Origin of the sequence: Pedobacter anseongensis (assembly GCF_037482965.1) — a bacterium.
Classification (GTDB): Bacteria; Bacteroidota; Bacteroidia; order Sphingobacteriales; family Sphingobacteriaceae; genus Pedobacter; species Pedobacter anseongensis.
This window is the reverse complement of sequence record NZ_JBBHKB010000001.1, coordinates 1,400,449-1,416,308: the sequence shown is the minus strand read 5'-3', so window position 1 is coordinate 1,416,308 and position 15,860 is coordinate 1,400,449. Positions and strand designations below refer to the sequence as shown.

At 38.7% G+C, this 15,860-nt stretch carries 14 protein-coding genes; 10 read left to right on the top strand and 4 right to left on the bottom strand.

Annotation, left to right across the window (positions count from 1 at the left end; genetic code table 11):
• Positions 1–8: 8 nt before the first annotated feature.
• Positions 9–1,262, top strand: a complete 1,254-nt coding sequence (gene fabF / locus WG904_RS06295; RefSeq protein ID WP_339578444.1) for a beta-ketoacyl-ACP synthase II — start codon at positions 9–11, stop codon at positions 1,260–1,262.
• Between the two features lie 12 nt (positions 1,263–1,274).
• Complete coding sequence (gene rnc / locus WG904_RS06290) at positions 1,275–2,003, top strand: ribonuclease III (RefSeq protein ID WP_339578617.1); 729 nt, start codon at positions 1,275–1,277, stop codon at positions 2,001–2,003.
• A 120-nt stretch (positions 2,004–2,123) separates the two neighbouring features.
• Here the strand turns inward: rnc and WG904_RS06285 are convergent, their stop codons facing one another.
• Positions 2,124–2,834, bottom strand: a complete 711-nt coding sequence (locus tag WG904_RS06285) for a hypothetical protein (RefSeq protein ID WP_339578443.1) — start codon at positions 2,832–2,834, stop codon at positions 2,124–2,126.
• Positions 2,835–2,906: 72 nt separating this feature from the next.
• On the opposite strand from WG904_RS06285, the gene WG904_RS06280 reads away from it, so the two are divergent.
• Genes WG904_RS06280 through nadD form a run of 4 tightly spaced genes read left to right on the top strand, consistent with a single transcriptional unit; the run spans position 2,907 to position 5,706 of the window.
• Entirely contained in the window at positions 2,907–3,650 is a 744-nt protein-coding gene (locus tag WG904_RS06280; protein WP_339578442.1) for a lysophospholipid acyltransferase family protein, read from the top strand.
• Between the two features lie 57 nt (positions 3,651–3,707).
• Positions 3,708–4,574, top strand: a complete 867-nt coding sequence (locus WG904_RS06275) for a YicC/YloC family endoribonuclease (protein ID WP_339578616.1) — start codon at positions 3,708–3,710, stop codon at positions 4,572–4,574.
• Positions 4,571–5,137 carry a guanylate kinase gene (gene gmk, locus WG904_RS06270; protein WP_339578441.1) on the top strand — a complete coding sequence of 189 codons (567 nt, stop codon included), beginning with the start codon at positions 4,571–4,573 and terminating at the stop codon, positions 5,135–5,137. Before WG904_RS06275 ends, gmk begins: the two co-directional genes overlap by 4 nt.
• Complete coding sequence (gene nadD, locus WG904_RS06265; RefSeq protein WP_339578440.1) at positions 5,134–5,706, top strand: nicotinate (nicotinamide) nucleotide adenylyltransferase; 573 nt, start codon at positions 5,134–5,136, stop codon at positions 5,704–5,706. The genes gmk and nadD overlap by 4 nt, the downstream gene beginning before the upstream one ends.
• Here nadD and WG904_RS06260 read toward each other — a convergent pair.
• The gene (locus WG904_RS06260; protein WP_339578439.1) at positions 5,703–6,413 is read right to left on the bottom strand and encodes an SAM-dependent methyltransferase; all 711 of its coding nucleotides are present in this window, start codon (positions 6,411–6,413) and stop codon (positions 5,703–5,705) included. The two genes, nadD and WG904_RS06260, sit on opposite strands and share 4 nt — an antisense overlap.
• Positions 6,414–6,758: 345 nt before the next feature.
• Between WG904_RS06260 and WG904_RS06255 the strand changes: the two genes are divergently transcribed.
• Entirely contained in the window at positions 6,759–8,075 is a 1,317-nt protein-coding gene (locus tag WG904_RS06255) for a DUF6600 domain-containing protein (protein WP_339578438.1), read from the top strand.
• A gap of 102 nt (positions 8,076–8,177) precedes the next feature.
• Positions 8,178–9,758: a peptide chain release factor 3 gene (locus WG904_RS06250; RefSeq protein WP_339578437.1), complete on the top strand. Its 1,581-nt coding sequence runs from the start codon at positions 8,178–8,180 to the stop codon at positions 9,756–9,758.
• Between the two features lie 46 nt (positions 9,759–9,804).
• Here WG904_RS06250 and WG904_RS06245 read toward each other — a convergent pair whose 3' ends face one another.
• Complete coding sequence (locus tag WG904_RS06245) at positions 9,805–11,058, bottom strand: pyridoxal phosphate-dependent aminotransferase (protein ID WP_339578436.1); 1,254 nt, start codon at positions 11,056–11,058, stop codon at positions 9,805–9,807.
• A gap of 104 nt (positions 11,059–11,162) precedes the next feature.
• Complete coding sequence (gene argH, locus WG904_RS06240; protein ID WP_339578435.1) at positions 11,163–12,494, bottom strand: argininosuccinate lyase; 1,332 nt, start codon at positions 12,492–12,494, stop codon at positions 11,163–11,165.
• A 162-nt stretch (positions 12,495–12,656) separates the two neighbouring features.
• On the opposite strand from argH, the gene WG904_RS06235 reads away from it, so the two are divergent.
• Together WG904_RS06235 and WG904_RS06230 are read left to right on the top strand one after the other, a co-directional pair.
• Entirely contained in the window at positions 12,657–15,470 is a 2,814-nt protein-coding gene (locus tag WG904_RS06235; RefSeq protein ID WP_339578434.1) for an alpha/beta hydrolase family protein, read from the top strand.
• Between the two features lie 198 nt (positions 15,471–15,668).
• Positions 15,669–15,860, top strand: a complete 192-nt coding sequence (locus tag WG904_RS06230; RefSeq protein ID WP_339578433.1) for a hypothetical protein — start codon at positions 15,669–15,671, stop codon at positions 15,858–15,860.

Below are 15,860 nucleotides of genomic sequence, written 5' to 3'. Positions count from 1 at the left end.
ACGTATAAATGGAATTGAAAAGAGTAGTAGTTACGGGTTTGGGTGCACTCACTCCAATTGGCAATACCACCCAAGAATTTTGGGAAGGATTGATTAATGGAGTGAGTGGCGCTGGGCCAATTACAGGGTTTAATACAGAAAAATTCAAGACAAAATTTGCTTGTGAGCTTAAAAACTTTAATCCAGAAGATCATTTGGATAAAAAAGAGGCGCGCAAATTAGATCCATTTGTACAATATGCACTAGTTGCCACAGCCGAAGCCGTACAAGATGGTGGTTACGACTGGGAAAAAATTGATACCAACCGTGTTGGTGTAATCTGGGGCTCCGGAATTGGCGGTTTTAAGACTTTCCAAGAAGAAATGAAAAATTTCTTCTTAGGTGATGGTACTCCACGTATCAATCCATTTTTTATTCCAAAAGTAATTATTGACATTGCTCCTGGTCACATTTCAATGAAATATGGCCTAAGAGGCCCAAACTTCTCCACTGTTTCGGCCTGTGCTTCGGCAACGAATGCCATGATTGATGCCTTTAACTATATCCGTTTAGATATTGCTGACATCATTATAAGTGGTGGTTCTGAAGCTATCATAAACGAGGCCGGTATTGGCGGCTTTAATGCAATGCATGCACTTTCTACTCGAAATGATGATCCAAAAACCGCTTCTCGTCCATTTGATAGAGATCGCGAAGGCTTTGTGGCTGGAGAAGGTGCTGGAACTATTATTCTAGAGGAATTAGAACATGCAAAAGCTCGTGGTGCTAAAATCTACGCAGAAATTGTTGGTGGCGGTATGAGTGCTGACGCAAATCACATTACAGCCCCACACCCACAAGGATTAGGTGCAAGATTGGTAATGACCAATGCGTTAAGAGATGCTAAAATGACAACTGCCGACATTGATTACATTAATGTTCACGGCACCTCTACTCCACTAGGCGATGTTAGCGAAAGTAGAGCAATTGTTGATTTATTCGGAGAAGATGCCTACAAATTAAACATCAGCTCTACTAAATCAATGACAGGTCACTTATTAGGCGCCGCAGGTGCTATTGAAGCCATTGCTACAATTCTTGCCGTAAAAAATGACATTGTTCCTCCTACAATCAATCATTTTAACGATGATCCAGAGTTTGATCCTAAATTAAATTTCACATTTAATAAAGCTCAAAAACGTGTTATTCGGGCTGCACAAAGCAATACATTTGGCTTTGGTGGGCATAATGCTTCTGTTATTTTCAAAAAATACGAGGAGTAACATTAACGTGAAATCGCATTGTATAATTTATATAAGCTTTACCTATCTGCCGACAAAGAGTTTGTTAAAAAACTAAAAAACGTTTTGGGTTTTATACCCGGGAATGTCACTTTGTATAAGATGGCATTTAGGCATCGTTCGGCAGCATTGGTTTTAAAAAATGGTATTCGTAGCAGCAATGAGCGATTAGAGTTTTTAGGCGATGCGATTTTAGGAGCAGTTATAGCAGAACTTCTATTCAAAAGTTATCCATATAAAGAAGAAGGGTTTTTAACCGAAATGCGCTCTAAAATTGTAAATAGGGCTAACTTAAACCAACTCGCCCGTAAAATGGGCTTCGAACTTCTTATTGTATTCGATCAAAAAACAGTTAACGTACAAACCAAGCATCATTCTATGCTTGGCGATGCTTTTGAAGCATTAATTGGCGCAATATACCTCGACAAAGGATACAATTTTACACGCAATTTTTTACTGAAAAGAATTGTTAAGCCCTACATTGACATTCATACACTCGAAATGACGGAAACGAATTTTAAGAGTAAGTTAATTGAGTGGTGCCAAAGGCATGGCAAAGATATCTCGTTCGATATGGTTGTAAATGGAGAAGGAGAAAGCCCTAAATTATTTACCATCCATGCAGTAGTGGATGGCGAAAATCATGGTATTGGAAGAGATTACAACAAAAAAAACGCCGAAAAGCTAGCGGCTGAAAAGGCGTGTGATTCGCTTGCGATTTAGTTTCCAGTTCGCAGTGTTCTTACTAAATTCGTCATCTCGAACGACAAAGGAGGAGAGAACTATCGGATAATTCTTATAGATATCTCGTCGCTACGATAAGACGACTTATCAAAAGGAAAACTACCTCTTCCCTGCCGTATCCGAATACTTCTTAAATGATTCCCTAATCCATTTCAACCCATCGTAGGTATTCCAATTTTTAGATTGCTCGTACTCTGGGCGATAATTGATCATAAAATTATCTAATGCTTTACCTGCTAACCCGGTATTAGCACTAATAATTGATTTGTTAAAGAATCCATCAATGTGGGTCTGCTGCATTTCGGTAGCATAGTACCGGCTAAATCGCCTTGCGTTCTTCGGGGTTCGACCAACTAATTCGTAAAGGGCAGTGAGTGGGGTAAACAAAAACGATAAGAATGGGGGTTTCCCAGCATAAAAAGACCCCTTGTTTTTAAAATCTCGCTTAATGGCATCCAATGTTTGTTTTTTGCTTTCGCCTTTAATCTCTACCGTGTTTAAACTAATGCCCCGATTTAAATAGATTATTAAATCATTGGTCGATCTTACCACCACTTGTTGATCATTAAAACCTCTCTTAATAATTAACAAAGTATCGCCAATACTTGCATTTATCAAAAAAATGCCAATATCATTACTTCCAACACTATATTTATTTCGTTTGTTGGTAATTTCTACTAACGCTACTCTTTGCTTCGTTTCCTTTTCGAAAACCACCCCATTTAGCTTAAAATCTTGAGCGAAAATCAAAGAACAGGGAGCAAAAATTAAAGAGCAGATCAACAAGAAAAATATAATGAACCGTTTCATTAGGGTATGATATATTAATTTTGTAAACTTAAGGAATGTTAACTTATCTAATTAGTTAAAAAACGTTAATTAATGTCTAAAGTTTTATCGGCTCTATATTTAGTGTATGCCGGATTGGTCTTTATCAGCCTGATGTTCATTACCTTGCCTTTTGTGTTAATCGTAACCACGTTATTTAATCCGCTTAGAGGAAAAAGAATAGGGTTGTTATTTTTAAGGTGTTGGGCATGGGGATTTAGCCTGCTTTCTTTTTATTGGGTACGTACAAAGAATGCACGATTAGTTAATCGTAACACTCCTCATATTTATGTGGGTAATCATGGTTCCTATTTAGATGCGATCGCAGTCTGTATTAGCGTGCCGCAATCTTTTAGTGCTTTAGGAAAAATAGAAATGGCTAAGGTCCCTATTTTCGGGTGGATTTATCGGCGCATGGTAGTAATGATCGACAGAAGTAGCAAGGAAAGCCGAGAACAATCGGTGCTAACTTTGAAAAATGAAATCAATAACGGGCAATCTATTTTACTCTTTCCAGAAGGCACAATGAATAAAACTAAGGCACCTTTGGGCGATTTTTACGACGGAGCCTTTCGGATCGCTATCGAAACTCAAACCCCTATCCAACCTTTTGTAATCTTAAACAATCGTAGGTTGCTATCGAGAGTTAAACCACTATCCGCTCGCCCAGGTGTAATTAAAACAGTTTTTCTTCCGGCTGTTGCCGTGAACGAATATGGAAATAATGATGTGGAAGTACTGAAAAGAAAGGTATATGGGATGATGGAAGAGGCCATTGCATCGTCTAGCCTGGATTAGCTAAATGGCGAATTAGCGAATACGCTAATTTTGTTATCTTTGCACATGATAAAATCAATGACAGGCTTTGGCTTGGCGGCTTCAGATTACGAAAACGTAAAGTTTGCAGTTGAAATAAAGTCCTTAAACTCAAAATTTTTAGAGCTTAACCTCAAGCTTCCTAGGGCCTATTCTGATAAGGAAGTGCTTTTACGCAACACCTGTAGCAAAGAAATTGAGCGCGGAAAAGTAAATGTTGCTATTAACATAGAACGTAACGAAGAAAATCAAAAGGGTGCAACCATAAACACTGCTTTACTTATTAGGTATTACAAACAATTAGAAGAAATTAATACTGCACTTGGCGCCCCAGTTGCTGCCAATCTTCTTCAAACTGTTTTAAACTTTCCCGAAGTAATTACCTACACTGAAGAAGAGGTTGGCGAGAATGATTGGGAAATGTTGCATCAAACTTTCTTAAAAGCCTTGGCCAATTTTAATCAATTTAGAGAAGATGAAGGAAATGTTTTAAGAATAGATCTAGAGCTGCGCATCCAAAATATCCTTAACTTTTTTGCCGAAATCGATAAACTTGCGCCATTACGTGTACCCCAGGTTAAAGCTCGTCTTTCGCAGTTTTTAGAAGAAGCCGTTGGAAAGCTAAATGTTGATCAAAATCGTTTAGAGCAGGAGTTAATTTATTTTATCGACAAATTAGATATCACCGAAGAAAAAACACGTTTAAAAAGTCATTGCGATTACTTTATAGCAACACTAAAAAGTAAAGATGCAAATGGCAAAAAACTAGGCTTCATTTCCCAAGAAATTGGAAGAGAAATTAATACGATGGGTGCAAAAGCCAACGATGCTCAAATACAACAGTTGGTAGTGGGAATGAAAGAGGAATTAGAGAAAATTAAGGAACAATTATTAAATGTGTTGTGATGCAAGGCAAGCTCATTATATTTTCAGCACCCTCTGGAGCAGGTAAAACCACTATTGTTAAACATCTTTTGAAGAAGTTCCCACAACTCAGTTTTTCTATATCTGCAACCACTCGCGAATCGCGTGGATCAGAAAAACACAAAGACGATTACTATTTTATTAGCAAAGAAGATTTTTTGCATAAAGTTGCACGGCAAGAGTTCGTAGAATTTGAAGAAGTTTACAATGGAACGTTTTATGGAACTTTGCGCTCGGAGATTGAGCGCATTTGGAACGAAGGCAAACACGTAATTTTCGATATTGATGTAGAGGGCGGGCTTCGATTAAAACGTAAATACGAAGACGAAGCATTGGCTATTTTTGTTCAACCACCCTCTTTAGAAGTCCTAAAAGAGCGTTTAACAGGTCGTGGCACCGATAGCAAGGAAAAACTGCAAGAGCGTTTTGCAAAAGCAGAGAAGGAATTAGCATATGCTGATAAATTCGATGTAATTTTGAAGAATTACGATCTAGAAATTGCTTGTGCCGAAGCGGAAGTTTTAGTTAGGGAGTTTCTTTCATGAAAATTGGCCTCTTCTTTGGCTCTTTTAACCCTATTCATATTGGTCATTTAATTATTGCCAATTATATGGCAACATTTACCAATTTAAATGAAGTTTGGCTAGTGGTTTCCCCTCATAATCCTTTGAAATTAAAAACTGGATTAGCCAATATGTACGATAGGTTAGAAATGGCAAAGTTGGCAACAGAAAATGCACCTCAAATTAAGGTAAGCGACATCGAATTTAAGCTCCCACAACCATCTTACACCATAGATACCTTAACCTATCTTCAAGAAAAATATCCTAATAAAGAATTCGTCCTTATTATGGGAGCCGATAATTTAGTATCACTAAAAAAGTGGAAAAATTACGAGCTACTCTTAGCTAATCACGAAATCTTTGTATATCCTCGCCCAGGAATTGATACCTCCTCGTGGCAAAATCATCCATCCATCACTTTCACCGATACTCCAGAAATGGAAATTTCTTCTACATTTATTAGAAGAGCATTAAAGGATAAAAAGAGTATCCAGTTTTTTGTGCCCGATCAAGTATTAACCTTTATTGAAAATAAAAGTTTGTATCACTAGCCTTTATACAATAAAAAAACGGTCGGCTTTTTATGAAGATCGATTCGCTCCGCCCTCCATAAAGCAATAGTTAGCGTTTTAATGTATTCATCCTCCCCATTTATATTACAGGCTATACACAACTGCGTACTTCCATGGCAATTTTTTAACACATCTTCAAACAAATGATTGTTACGGAATGGTGTTTCCATAAACAATTGTGTTTGTTTGTTTTGGACTGATAGGATTTCTAATTCTTTTATCCGTTTTGCGCGTTCTACTTTATCAATTGGCAAATAGCCATGAAATGTAAAACTTTGTCCACTAAAGCCCGATGCCATTAACGCTTGCAACATCGAATTCGGACCCACCAAAGGCACTACTTTAATGCCGCGTTTATGCGCTTCGGCAACAACTTCGGCACCTGGATCGGCAACACCAGGACATCCCGCCTCACTCATTAAACCTACATCTGTACCCGACATTAATTCTTTAAAATACGGAACCAAGCTGTTCCCTCGCTTATGCTTACCATAATCATGAATAACCAATTCGCTCTGTGGTATTTTTATGCCTGCTTCCTTTAAGCATTTACGTGCCGTTTTTTCATTTTCAACGATATACGTTTTAAGGCTATTGATGGTATCAATTAAAAAGGGTGTAAATGATTTTTGAGTGGCATTTTCGGCCAAAGGTACAGGTATTAAAAAAAGGGTGCCTCGTTGCATAGTAATAATTTTATGCAAAAGTACGGTTTTGAAGCGATTGTTTTCTAAACACATAGAAACATAGCGCACATAGCCAAGTCGAATAAAACTAGACGAACTGTGTACCTATGCGGTGCAGTTTGCTTCGCTGAAGTATGTAGCAAATTTAGTTCCGCGTGACTGCTTTTTCGCACATAATTTCGCACTCCAAAATGGCGTATCATAACACTTTATATGTACAAAAAGCGTTAAAAAAGAACAATAACAAAGATTAAACACAATTGTTTGATTTATATTAAAAAAATGGTGTTTAAATTGATATACACAGTACGTTAGGTTAATTATAAATTTTAAAACACACACATTATGAAAACCAAAATCAAATTACCGGCAATATTGGTGGGGCTCTTGCTCCTTCTTACCGGAACCACACAAAACGTAATGGCACAAAATGACGATGTATCTTTACAATCGTTTTACGATGAATTGTCGCCATATGGACAATGGATCAAAGATCCTCAATATGGCTATGTTTGGCGACCGGATGTAGATCAAGAAGAATTTAGACCCTATTATACCAATGGGCGATGGGTGATGACCGAATATGGCAACACCTGGGTATCGAATTACGATTGGGGTTGGGCCCCGTTCCACTACGGCAGATGGGTATACAACCGTTATAATAACTGGATATGGATTCCAGATACCGTTTGGGGGCCAGCATGGGTAAGTTGGAGAAGTGGGGGTGGCTATTACGGATGGGCTCCGTTAGGACCAAGCATAAGCATAGGTATTAATATTGGGCGAGGTGGATATCGAATCCCCGATATGTGCTGGAACTTTATTCCCTACAATAATATCTATTATAATAGCTATCCGCGTTACTATGGCAACAGAAATAGAATTTATATCCAGAATACGGTAATCATTAACAATACTTATGTTCGTAACAATAGAACCTATTATACCGGACCAAGGGCTGATGATATTAGACGTGCTACCAACCAACGTGTAACCGTTTATAATGTAAACCGAGATAGCCGACCAGGTGCAAGTAGAATTGCTAACAATAGCGTGAATATTTATACCCCACGTCCCGTTCGAGGTTCGGCAAACACCAATGCTTCACCAAGAGATGCAGTACAAGGCAGCATTAATCGCGGCGTAGTGGGTAGAGATAATAATGTAAATGCAAGCAGAGGAGAAAGAGGAACTGGAAATACCATGAATACTTATCCGTCGAGAGATAGAGAGGTGAATACCAATCAGCCAAGCAGAGGCGATAGCCGAAGTAATGGCACGATGAATACCAATCCGTCGAGAGAAGGAAATGGAGTTCCTAGTCAGATTCGCCCTCAACAAAGTGCTGAAAGAGGCAGAGATATTCCGCAGCAACCACAGCAACGAATGGAACGCCCTCAAGCTCAAGAAAGAAGCGAACGTGTACAAGCGCCACAACAACAAATGCCACAGCGTACCATGGAGGGCAAAACACAGCCTCAACAACAGCAAGCACCACAACGCACTGAGCGAACTCAGCGTTCACAACCACAAGCTCAACCTCAACGTGTAGAGCGTACACAATCTCCCCCTTCTCAAAGAAGTAGTGGCGGTAGAAGTGAAAGTAGAGGAAGTAGAGGAGGCGAAAGTAATGGGGGTGGAAGAGTAAGAGGTGGTGGATAGGTGAATAAGTAGGCCATAATCGAAAAAAGGCTATACTTTGACAAACTTTAGAAGTTTGTCAAAGTATAGCCTTTTGTTATCTTTGCAAATTATCCCCATTCCATGGTTTATCCTGAAATAGAAAAAAGAAAGACATTTGCCATTATCAGTCACCCCGATGCCGGAAAAACAACTTTAACTGAGAAATTTCTACTTTTTGGTGGCGCAATTAACACCGCCGGTGCCGTAAAACGAAATAAAGCCAACCAAAGCAGCACGTCTGATTTTATGGAGATCGAAAAACAACGTGGTATTTCGGTTGCTACATCGGTAATGGGCTTTGAATACAATGGAAAGCGGATTAACATCCTTGATACACCTGGCCACAAAGATTTTGCGGAAGACACTTATCGAACTTTATCGGCAGTTGATAGCGTAATTCTGGTAGTTGATTGTGTAAAAGGTGTAGAGGAACAAACCGAAAAACTGATGTCGGTTTGCCGAATGAGAAATACTCCAGTTATCATTTTTGTAAATAAAATGGATCGTGAAGGTAAAGACGCTTTCGATCTATTAGACGAAATTGAAAACAAATTAAATATTAGTTTGTGCCCATTAAGTTGGCCAATTGGTCAAGGCCATACCTTTAAAGGCGTATATAGCATTTATAACAAACACCTTAATTTATTTGAGCCAGATAAAACTAAAATTAGCACACCAGTAATTGAGGTGAGCAGTTTGGCAGATGAAAAATTGAGTAAATTTTTAGCTGCTCCAGCATTGAGCGCGCTCAAAGACGATTTAGAGTTAGTTGAGGGCGTTTACGGCGAAGTGGATAAAGACATGTACCTAGAAGGATTGTTGGCTCCTGTGTTTTTTGGTAGTGCAATTAATAACTTTGGGATTAAAGAGTTGTTAGATACCTTTATTAATATTGCCCCTAGTCCGAAAAGCCGCGAGGCCGAAGAAAGAGAGGTTTTAGCAACCGAGAAAAATTTTAGTGGCTTTGTGTTTAAGATCCACGCTAATTTAGATCCAAATCACCGCGATCGGATTGCCTTTTTACGAATTTGCTCAGGTAAATTTGAGCGTAATAAATTTTATTTCCACACCCGAAATAATAAAAAGATTAAATTCTCTAATCCGATGGATTTTATGGCCAATGAGAAAAGCATTGTAGAAGAAGCTTGGCCAGGAGACGTTGTGGGTTTATACGACAGTGGCACCTTTAAAATCGGAGATACGCTTACAGAGGGTGAGAAATTGCAATTTAAGGGCATTCCTAGCTTTTCACCAGAAATTTTTAAGGAAGTTGAGAACAGAGACCCCTTAAAAACAAAACAACTAGAAAAAGGCTTACAACAATTAACTGAAGAGGGTGTGGCACAATTATTTGTGATGCAACCAGGTAATCGGAAAGTAATTGGGGCGGTTGGCGACCTGCAGTTCGAAGTAATTGCATTTCGGTTAGAGCACGAGTATGGTGCAAAAGCCCACTTCAGGATGCTGAGTTATACCCGTTCTAACTGGGTAACCTCAAAAGACCCTAAGAAATTAGAAGAATTTTTAAAGCGCAAGCAACAGCATATTGGTGAAGATAAAGATGGAAACCCTGTTTATCTAGCCGATAACGAATTCATGATTAACATGACGATGCGCGATTATCCGGATATTGAGTTTCATAAAACGAGTGAGTTTAAATAGGTGAATTTAAACCTCGTAGGTTTTAAAAAACCTACGAGGTTTGGAATTAACTTAACTTCCCAAGCGCCTCCGCAATTCTCGGCATCATGTCTTTAATATCCTGCAAAGAACAGCCTCCAATCGATGCCCTAAACCACGGCATATTTTCTTCATTTCCGAAGGCCGAGAAAGGAACGATAGCAGTTTTCGCTTCTTTAATGAGGTAGAAATTTACATCCGCGCTATTGGTTAATACATCACCGGATGGCGTAGTTTTACCAATATAATCTATTTTTAGCGTGAGGTAGATGGCTCCCATAGGTACCACGGCATCAACCGCAAACCCTTCACTTTTTAACTGTTGAAAGCCGCTGTAAAGTTCATCTAAACTAGCCTGAACTTGTACTTTAAAATTGCTCAAATACTGATCTACCAAGTCTTTATTCTTGAAATATCCTGCTACGGCAACTTGTTCTGCCTTAGGAGCCCAGGCACCAATATGGCCTAAAAGTGATTTCATTTTAGCGATAATATGCGCCGGGCCAAAAGCCCAACCTACACGTACACCTGTAGCTGCTAAGCACTTCGATATTCCGTCGATATAAATTACATAATCTTTCAGTTCTGGACGAAGACTAACCGGATTTACATGGGCTTTACCAAAAGTTAACAACGAGTAAATCTGATCATACATAATATAAAGCGGTTTTTCATCCGCCTTACGTGATTTATTTTCCTCAATTACCATATCGCAAATTTCTTCCAACTGTTGTTGGGTAAACATAGTACCCGTTGGATTTAGTGGCGAGCATAACGCTAATAAGTTTGCTCCTTTTAAATGCGGTTTTAATTGCGCTGCGGTCGGCATAAAATTGTTCTCTACCGTAGTTTCTATGGTTACGCCATTGGCGGATGATAGATGACAATAATGATTATTGTTCCACGATGGCGCTGGATATAAAACTTTATCGCCAGGATCAATTAATGCTAAGTATAGGGCATAAATTAGCGGACGAGAACCTCCTGCTATCAAAATTTCGTTTAGGGTATAATCTAATTGATAACGATCTGCTACCACGTCTACAATGGTTTCGCGTAAAGCCAGAATACCTTCTGCTGGCGGATAGTTGGTTTGCCCATCGCGATAGGCATTCACAATAGCGTCTTCTAATGCTTCTGGTATAGGAAAAATTGAGGAATCGAAATCGCCAATGGTTAAATTGGCAATTTTAGCACCCTTTCTTTTCATTTCATTAACCTCGTTGCCAATTTTAATAATTTCTGATCCAATAAGGGTGTTGGCTAATATTGATACATTCATACTGTTTGTATTTTGCTTAGCGACTAGCGAAGCGGTTAAAAATTTGCAGTCATGCGTTATTTTCGGGGCTGGGTTTATCCCGAAACTTCGGAATAGCAATCTACTTACTTAACTAAATTCTCGATGGCTTTATTAACCTTTTCGAACTGAAATTGCACTAAAACATCACTCATCATCGCTTCAATTTCTGGGTTGCATAAATTGCCAATACTTCCTTCGTGCGTATGCGTTAAGGTTTTATTAGGCGAAAATGTACCGTTATCTATTGTTTCGCCCACCATTTTATATGCTTCTCTAAAAGGTATCCCACTTAGCGCCAACTCATTCACCACATCCACACTAAATAGATAATCATATTTCTTATCTTCCAAAATATGATCCTTAACGGTAATATTTTGCAACATAAAAGTGCACATTTCTAAACACTCGTTTAACGAAGTGATTGCTGGAAAAAGATTTTCCTTAAGCAATTGCAAATCGCGATGGTAACCAGACGGAAGATTGGTCGTCATCATGGCGATTTCATTTGGCAAAGCCTGGATTTTATTGCAACGCGAACGAATTAATTCAAACACATCAGGGTTTTTCTTGTGAGGCATAATACTCGAACCTGTAGTTAACTCATCAGGAAAACTGATAAATCCAAAGTTCTGGTTAATGAATAAACACACATCCATAGCCATTTTTGCTAAAGTGGCAGCAACAGACGACATGGCTTGCCCCAAAATCCTTTCTGTTTTACCTCTGCCCATTTGTGCGTATACCACATTATAATTCAGCTTTTCAAAACCTAACAACGTTGTCGTCATCGCTCTGTTTAAGGGGAACGACGACCCGTAGCCTGCTGCTGAGCCCAATGGATTTTTATTACAAATTTTATATGCAGCTAACATTAGTTCCATATCATCCACCAAACTTTCGGCATAAGCACCAAACCATAAGCCAAAAGAAGAAGGCATAGCAATTTGTAAATGCGTATAGCCTGGCAATAATTTGTCTTTATGCGTAGTACTTAAGGTGATGAGCTGATGGAATAAGTGGGTTGTGTTTTCAACTATTTCTTGTATACAGTCTCTAAAATAGAGCTTTAGATCTACCAAAACCTGGTCATTTCTTGAACGACCGCTATGGATTTTTTTTCCCGCTTCACCAATTCGTTGTGTTAACATCCACTCTACCTGAGAATGTACATCTTCTACACTTTCGTCTATAGTAAAGTTACCACTTAAAATTTCGCTGTAAATTTCCTTTAAGGCAATTTGTACCTGATGGAGTTCATGCTGGGTTAACAAATTAATACTAGCTAGCATTTCAACATGGGCTAAAGAGCCTAAAACATCAAAAGCGGCCATTTGCAAGTCGAGCTCCCTATCCTTGCCAACGGTAAATACTTCAATTCCTTTGTTAACCTCAATGCTTTTTTGCCAAATCTTCATTTTTAACGATTATGTAGATGAATACGCTACAAAAATACAAATAAATCTCTTAGCTCAAGACATGGTCATCGGATGACGGGCTTCCGTCGTCCGATGATGGAAATGACGGAATGTTTGTTTTGAGTTTAAAAATCTTATTTTAGCACTACCAAACTCTTAATTATGAAGAATTTAAAATTTATCATGGTGGCATTTCTCGTGCCCCTTTTTAGCCACAGCTTTGCACAACAAAAGCCCGCATTAAGCTGGAAAGACGTTTCGAAATGGACGTATAATCGTGGTAGTTCGCTATCGCCCGATGGACAGTGGCTGGCTTGGACAAGTGGTCCTACGGAGGGAGATTTAAAAATGACCCTTCGAAAAACATTAGATACCAACACATATTCTTATCCGATAGGGGCAAATGCAGGAGTGCTGCAATTTTCTAAAGATTCGAAATATGCTGCATTTAAAGTGTCTGCTAAAGATGCAGAAGCGAAAGCTGCTCGAAAAGCAAACAAACCTGCATATGATAAACTAACCATTGTTTCTTTAGCAGAAAATAAGCAAACCTCTTTTGAAAGGGTGCGAAATTTTAGTTTTTCAGGGGATTCTCCGTCGTGGGTCGCAATCCAATTTATGGCCCTAGAGACCGCTCCAAAAGAACCAACCGCCGCAAAAGGAACCGATGTGCTCTTATACAACCTAAATACAAAAAAGAGTTTTAACTTAGGGAATGTTACAGAATTTGCATTTAACAAGGCTGGCGATCAATTCGCTTATATAATAGACGCTAATGGTCAAAATGGAAATGGCATCTTCTTGCGTGACATGAAAACAGGACTTACTACAGCGCTTGACAATGATAAAGCTACCTATAAAAGCATTAACTGGAACGAAAACGGAACTGCTTTTGCTTTATTAAAATCGAATAAGAACGAGAAATATAAAGACGAGGTATTTAGTGTAATTGGGATTAACAAAATTAACGGAGATTTAACCAGTAAGGTAATTTACAATGGTTTAGAAGATTCTAACTTCCCAAAAGGAAAGGGTATTCATACAAATGCTAGTCCATATTGGTCAGATGATCAAACCACTTTATATTTCGGGATTAACAGCTTAGCTAAAAAAGACGATAAGAAAGCAGATAGCAGTAAAACTAAGCCTGAACCTAAAAAAGAGGATATCGAAAAGCCAGACATGATTATCTGGAACTGGCAAGACAAGCGCCTACAATCTGCACAGCAAACGCAAGAAATGAGGGATAAAATGTTTAGCTACATCAGCTCTTACCGGGTGGCTGATCAAAAATTCACTCAACTCGCTGACAGCCTAATGCGCTCAGTAACCGTTGCGCCAAAACAACTTTATGCCATTGGATATGATAACTCTAATTACGAACTAATGGGCAATTTAGATGGGCAGAGTTATACCGATGTGTATTTAATCGACCTCAAGACTGGAACTAAAAAACGCTTGTTCGAAAAGATGTATGCTACCAATGGTGGCCGTTTATCTGTTGCGCCGAATGGTAAAATGGCCAGTTACTATGTGGATGGTGTATTTTACAGCATTAATTTAGAAACAGGTATACGTACAAACTTAACAGGGAACATCAAATCTAGTTTTGTTGATCAATTAGACGACCATAATGTGAGCAAGCCTGCTACACAAAACTTAGGGTGGAGTAGCGATTCGAAATACGCGCTGATTATGGATAATTACGACCTTTGGAAAATCGCTGCAGATGGTAAAACTGTAGTCGCTTTATCGGATTGGAAAAGTAAGAAAACTGAAGTGGCGGGTCGATTGAGAATTTACCAAGACGAAAAAGGAACTGATTTAAGTAAAGACCAATACTTCAGTGTGTTTAACACAAAAGATAAAAAAGGAGGGATCGGACTTTTACCCGCTGGGAAAAGCAAAATCGAGATTTTGTTTATGGACGATAACGCTTATGGAAATTTTGCCAAGGCAGAAAAGGGCAGTGTATATGTATATACCAAAAGTAATGCCCAAGAATCGCCGAGCTATTATGCCAGCACTACAGCTACTTTAACAGCCCCTAAGCAGGTAAATTCAAACACGCCCGATCAAGCAAAATATGCATGGACTTCGGGCGTAAAATTGATTGATTATGTTAGTGCCAATGGCGATAGCTTGCAAGCCGCTATCTATCTACCAGCTAATTATGTCCCAGGAAAGGCCTATCCAACCATCACTTATATATACGAACGTTTAACTGATGGGTTAAATAATTATTCGATGCCAAGTTTTCCAGGTGGAGGTTTTAATAAAGCAATGTATTTAAGCAACGGCTACGCCGTTTTAGAACCAGATATTAAGTATAAATTAAATGACCCAGGAATGTCGGCAGTTGCCTGTGTGGTTCCAGCTGTTAAGGCTGCAATTGCAACGGGAATTGTGGATGAAAAGAATGTTGCCATCCATGGTCACTCTTGGGGTGGCTATCAAACTTCGTTCTTAATTACCCAAACCAATATCTTTAAAGCGGCCGCAGCAGGAGCCCCATTAACCAATATGATCAGTATGTACAGCTTAATTTATTGGAATAGCGGTGGCACAAACCAAGCGATATTTGAGGCTAGCCAAGGTCGATTAACTCCGGGATATTGGGATAATTGGGATGCTTTTGCCCGCAACTCGCCCATTTATCACATTAAAAAAGTACAAACGCCATTACTTTTATTACATAATGATAAAGATGGGGCGGTTGATTTTACCCAAGGTATCGAATATTACAATGGCTTAAGACGATTAAATAAACCCGTGGTGATGATTACGTATAAAGGAGAAAACCATGGTATTGCCAAATTACCAAATCGTAAAGATTATGCAGTGCGCATGATGGAGTATTTTGATTATATGCTGAAAGGGAAACCCGCTCCGGGGTGGTGGAGCAAAGGGGTAGACCGTTCGGATATGGAAAAACACTTAGAAGCCAGAGCGTTTGACGAAAGTGAGGAGCATTAAAATATTTTAGGGAAAATTACTCTTTTAGATGGGTAATTTTCCCTGTTTTTATAGTATATATGGGTTTTCAAGCAATTTCGCCAAAAAAAATAAAGAATATTCCGAATATTACTAATTATTCGGAGGTCTTCTTTTATATTAGAAATCATGAGATAGGTTCAAATTACCTTAATTATCTTAAAGAATTAACAACGTTCAATGATGAAGTTATTTCAGACTGGCTTAACATTAGCGTTAAAACATAAACAGGTTTTAATTTCTGATCTACCAAGAAAATGGAACAAATTAGATGCATATCCCCGCCTTCAAAAAATTGGTTCAGATTGGTATGCGGATAAAGAAATTTTAAAAGTTCCATCTGCGATCATTACACAAGAATATAATATATAA

Bases quoted from the DNA above. Each gene is read 5' to 3' on its own strand.
- WG904_RS06275 (WP_339578616.1), top strand. From the start codon at position 3,708: ATGACAGGCTTTGGCTTGGCGGCTTCAGATTACGAAAACGTAAAGTTT.
- WG904_RS06255 (WP_339578438.1), top strand. From the start codon at position 6,759: ATGAAAACCAAAATCAAATTACCGGCAATATTGGTGGGGCTCTTGCTC.
- WG904_RS06230 (WP_339578433.1), top strand. From the start codon at position 15,669: ATGATGAAGTTATTTCAGACTGGCTTAACATTAGCGTTAAAACATAAA.
- WG904_RS06235 (WP_339578434.1), top strand. From the start codon at position 12,657: ATGAAGAATTTAAAATTTATCATGGTGGCATTTCTCGTGCCCCTTTTT.
- WG904_RS06280 (WP_339578442.1), top strand. From the start codon at position 2,907: ATGTCTAAAGTTTTATCGGCTCTATATTTAGTGTATGCCGGATTGGTC.
- WG904_RS06285 (WP_339578443.1), bottom strand. From the start codon at position 2,834: ATGAAACGGTTCATTATATTTTTCTTGTTGATCTGCTCTTTAATTTTT.
- WG904_RS06250 (WP_339578437.1), top strand. From the start codon at position 8,178: ATGGTTTATCCTGAAATAGAAAAAAGAAAGACATTTGCCATTATCAGT.
- WG904_RS06260 (WP_339578439.1), bottom strand. From the start codon at position 6,413: ATGCAACGAGGCACCCTTTTTTTAATACCTGTACCTTTGGCCGAAAAT.
- WG904_RS06245 (WP_339578436.1), bottom strand. From the start codon at position 11,058: ATGAATGTATCAATATTAGCCAACACCCTTATTGGATCAGAAATTATT.
- fabF (WP_339578444.1), top strand. From the start codon at position 9: ATGGAATTGAAAAGAGTAGTAGTTACGGGTTTGGGTGCACTCACTCCA.
- argH (WP_339578435.1), bottom strand. From the start codon at position 12,494: ATGAAGATTTGGCAAAAAAGCATTGAGGTTAACAAAGGAATTGAAGTA.
- nadD (WP_339578440.1), top strand. From the start codon at position 5,134: ATGAAAATTGGCCTCTTCTTTGGCTCTTTTAACCCTATTCATATTGGT.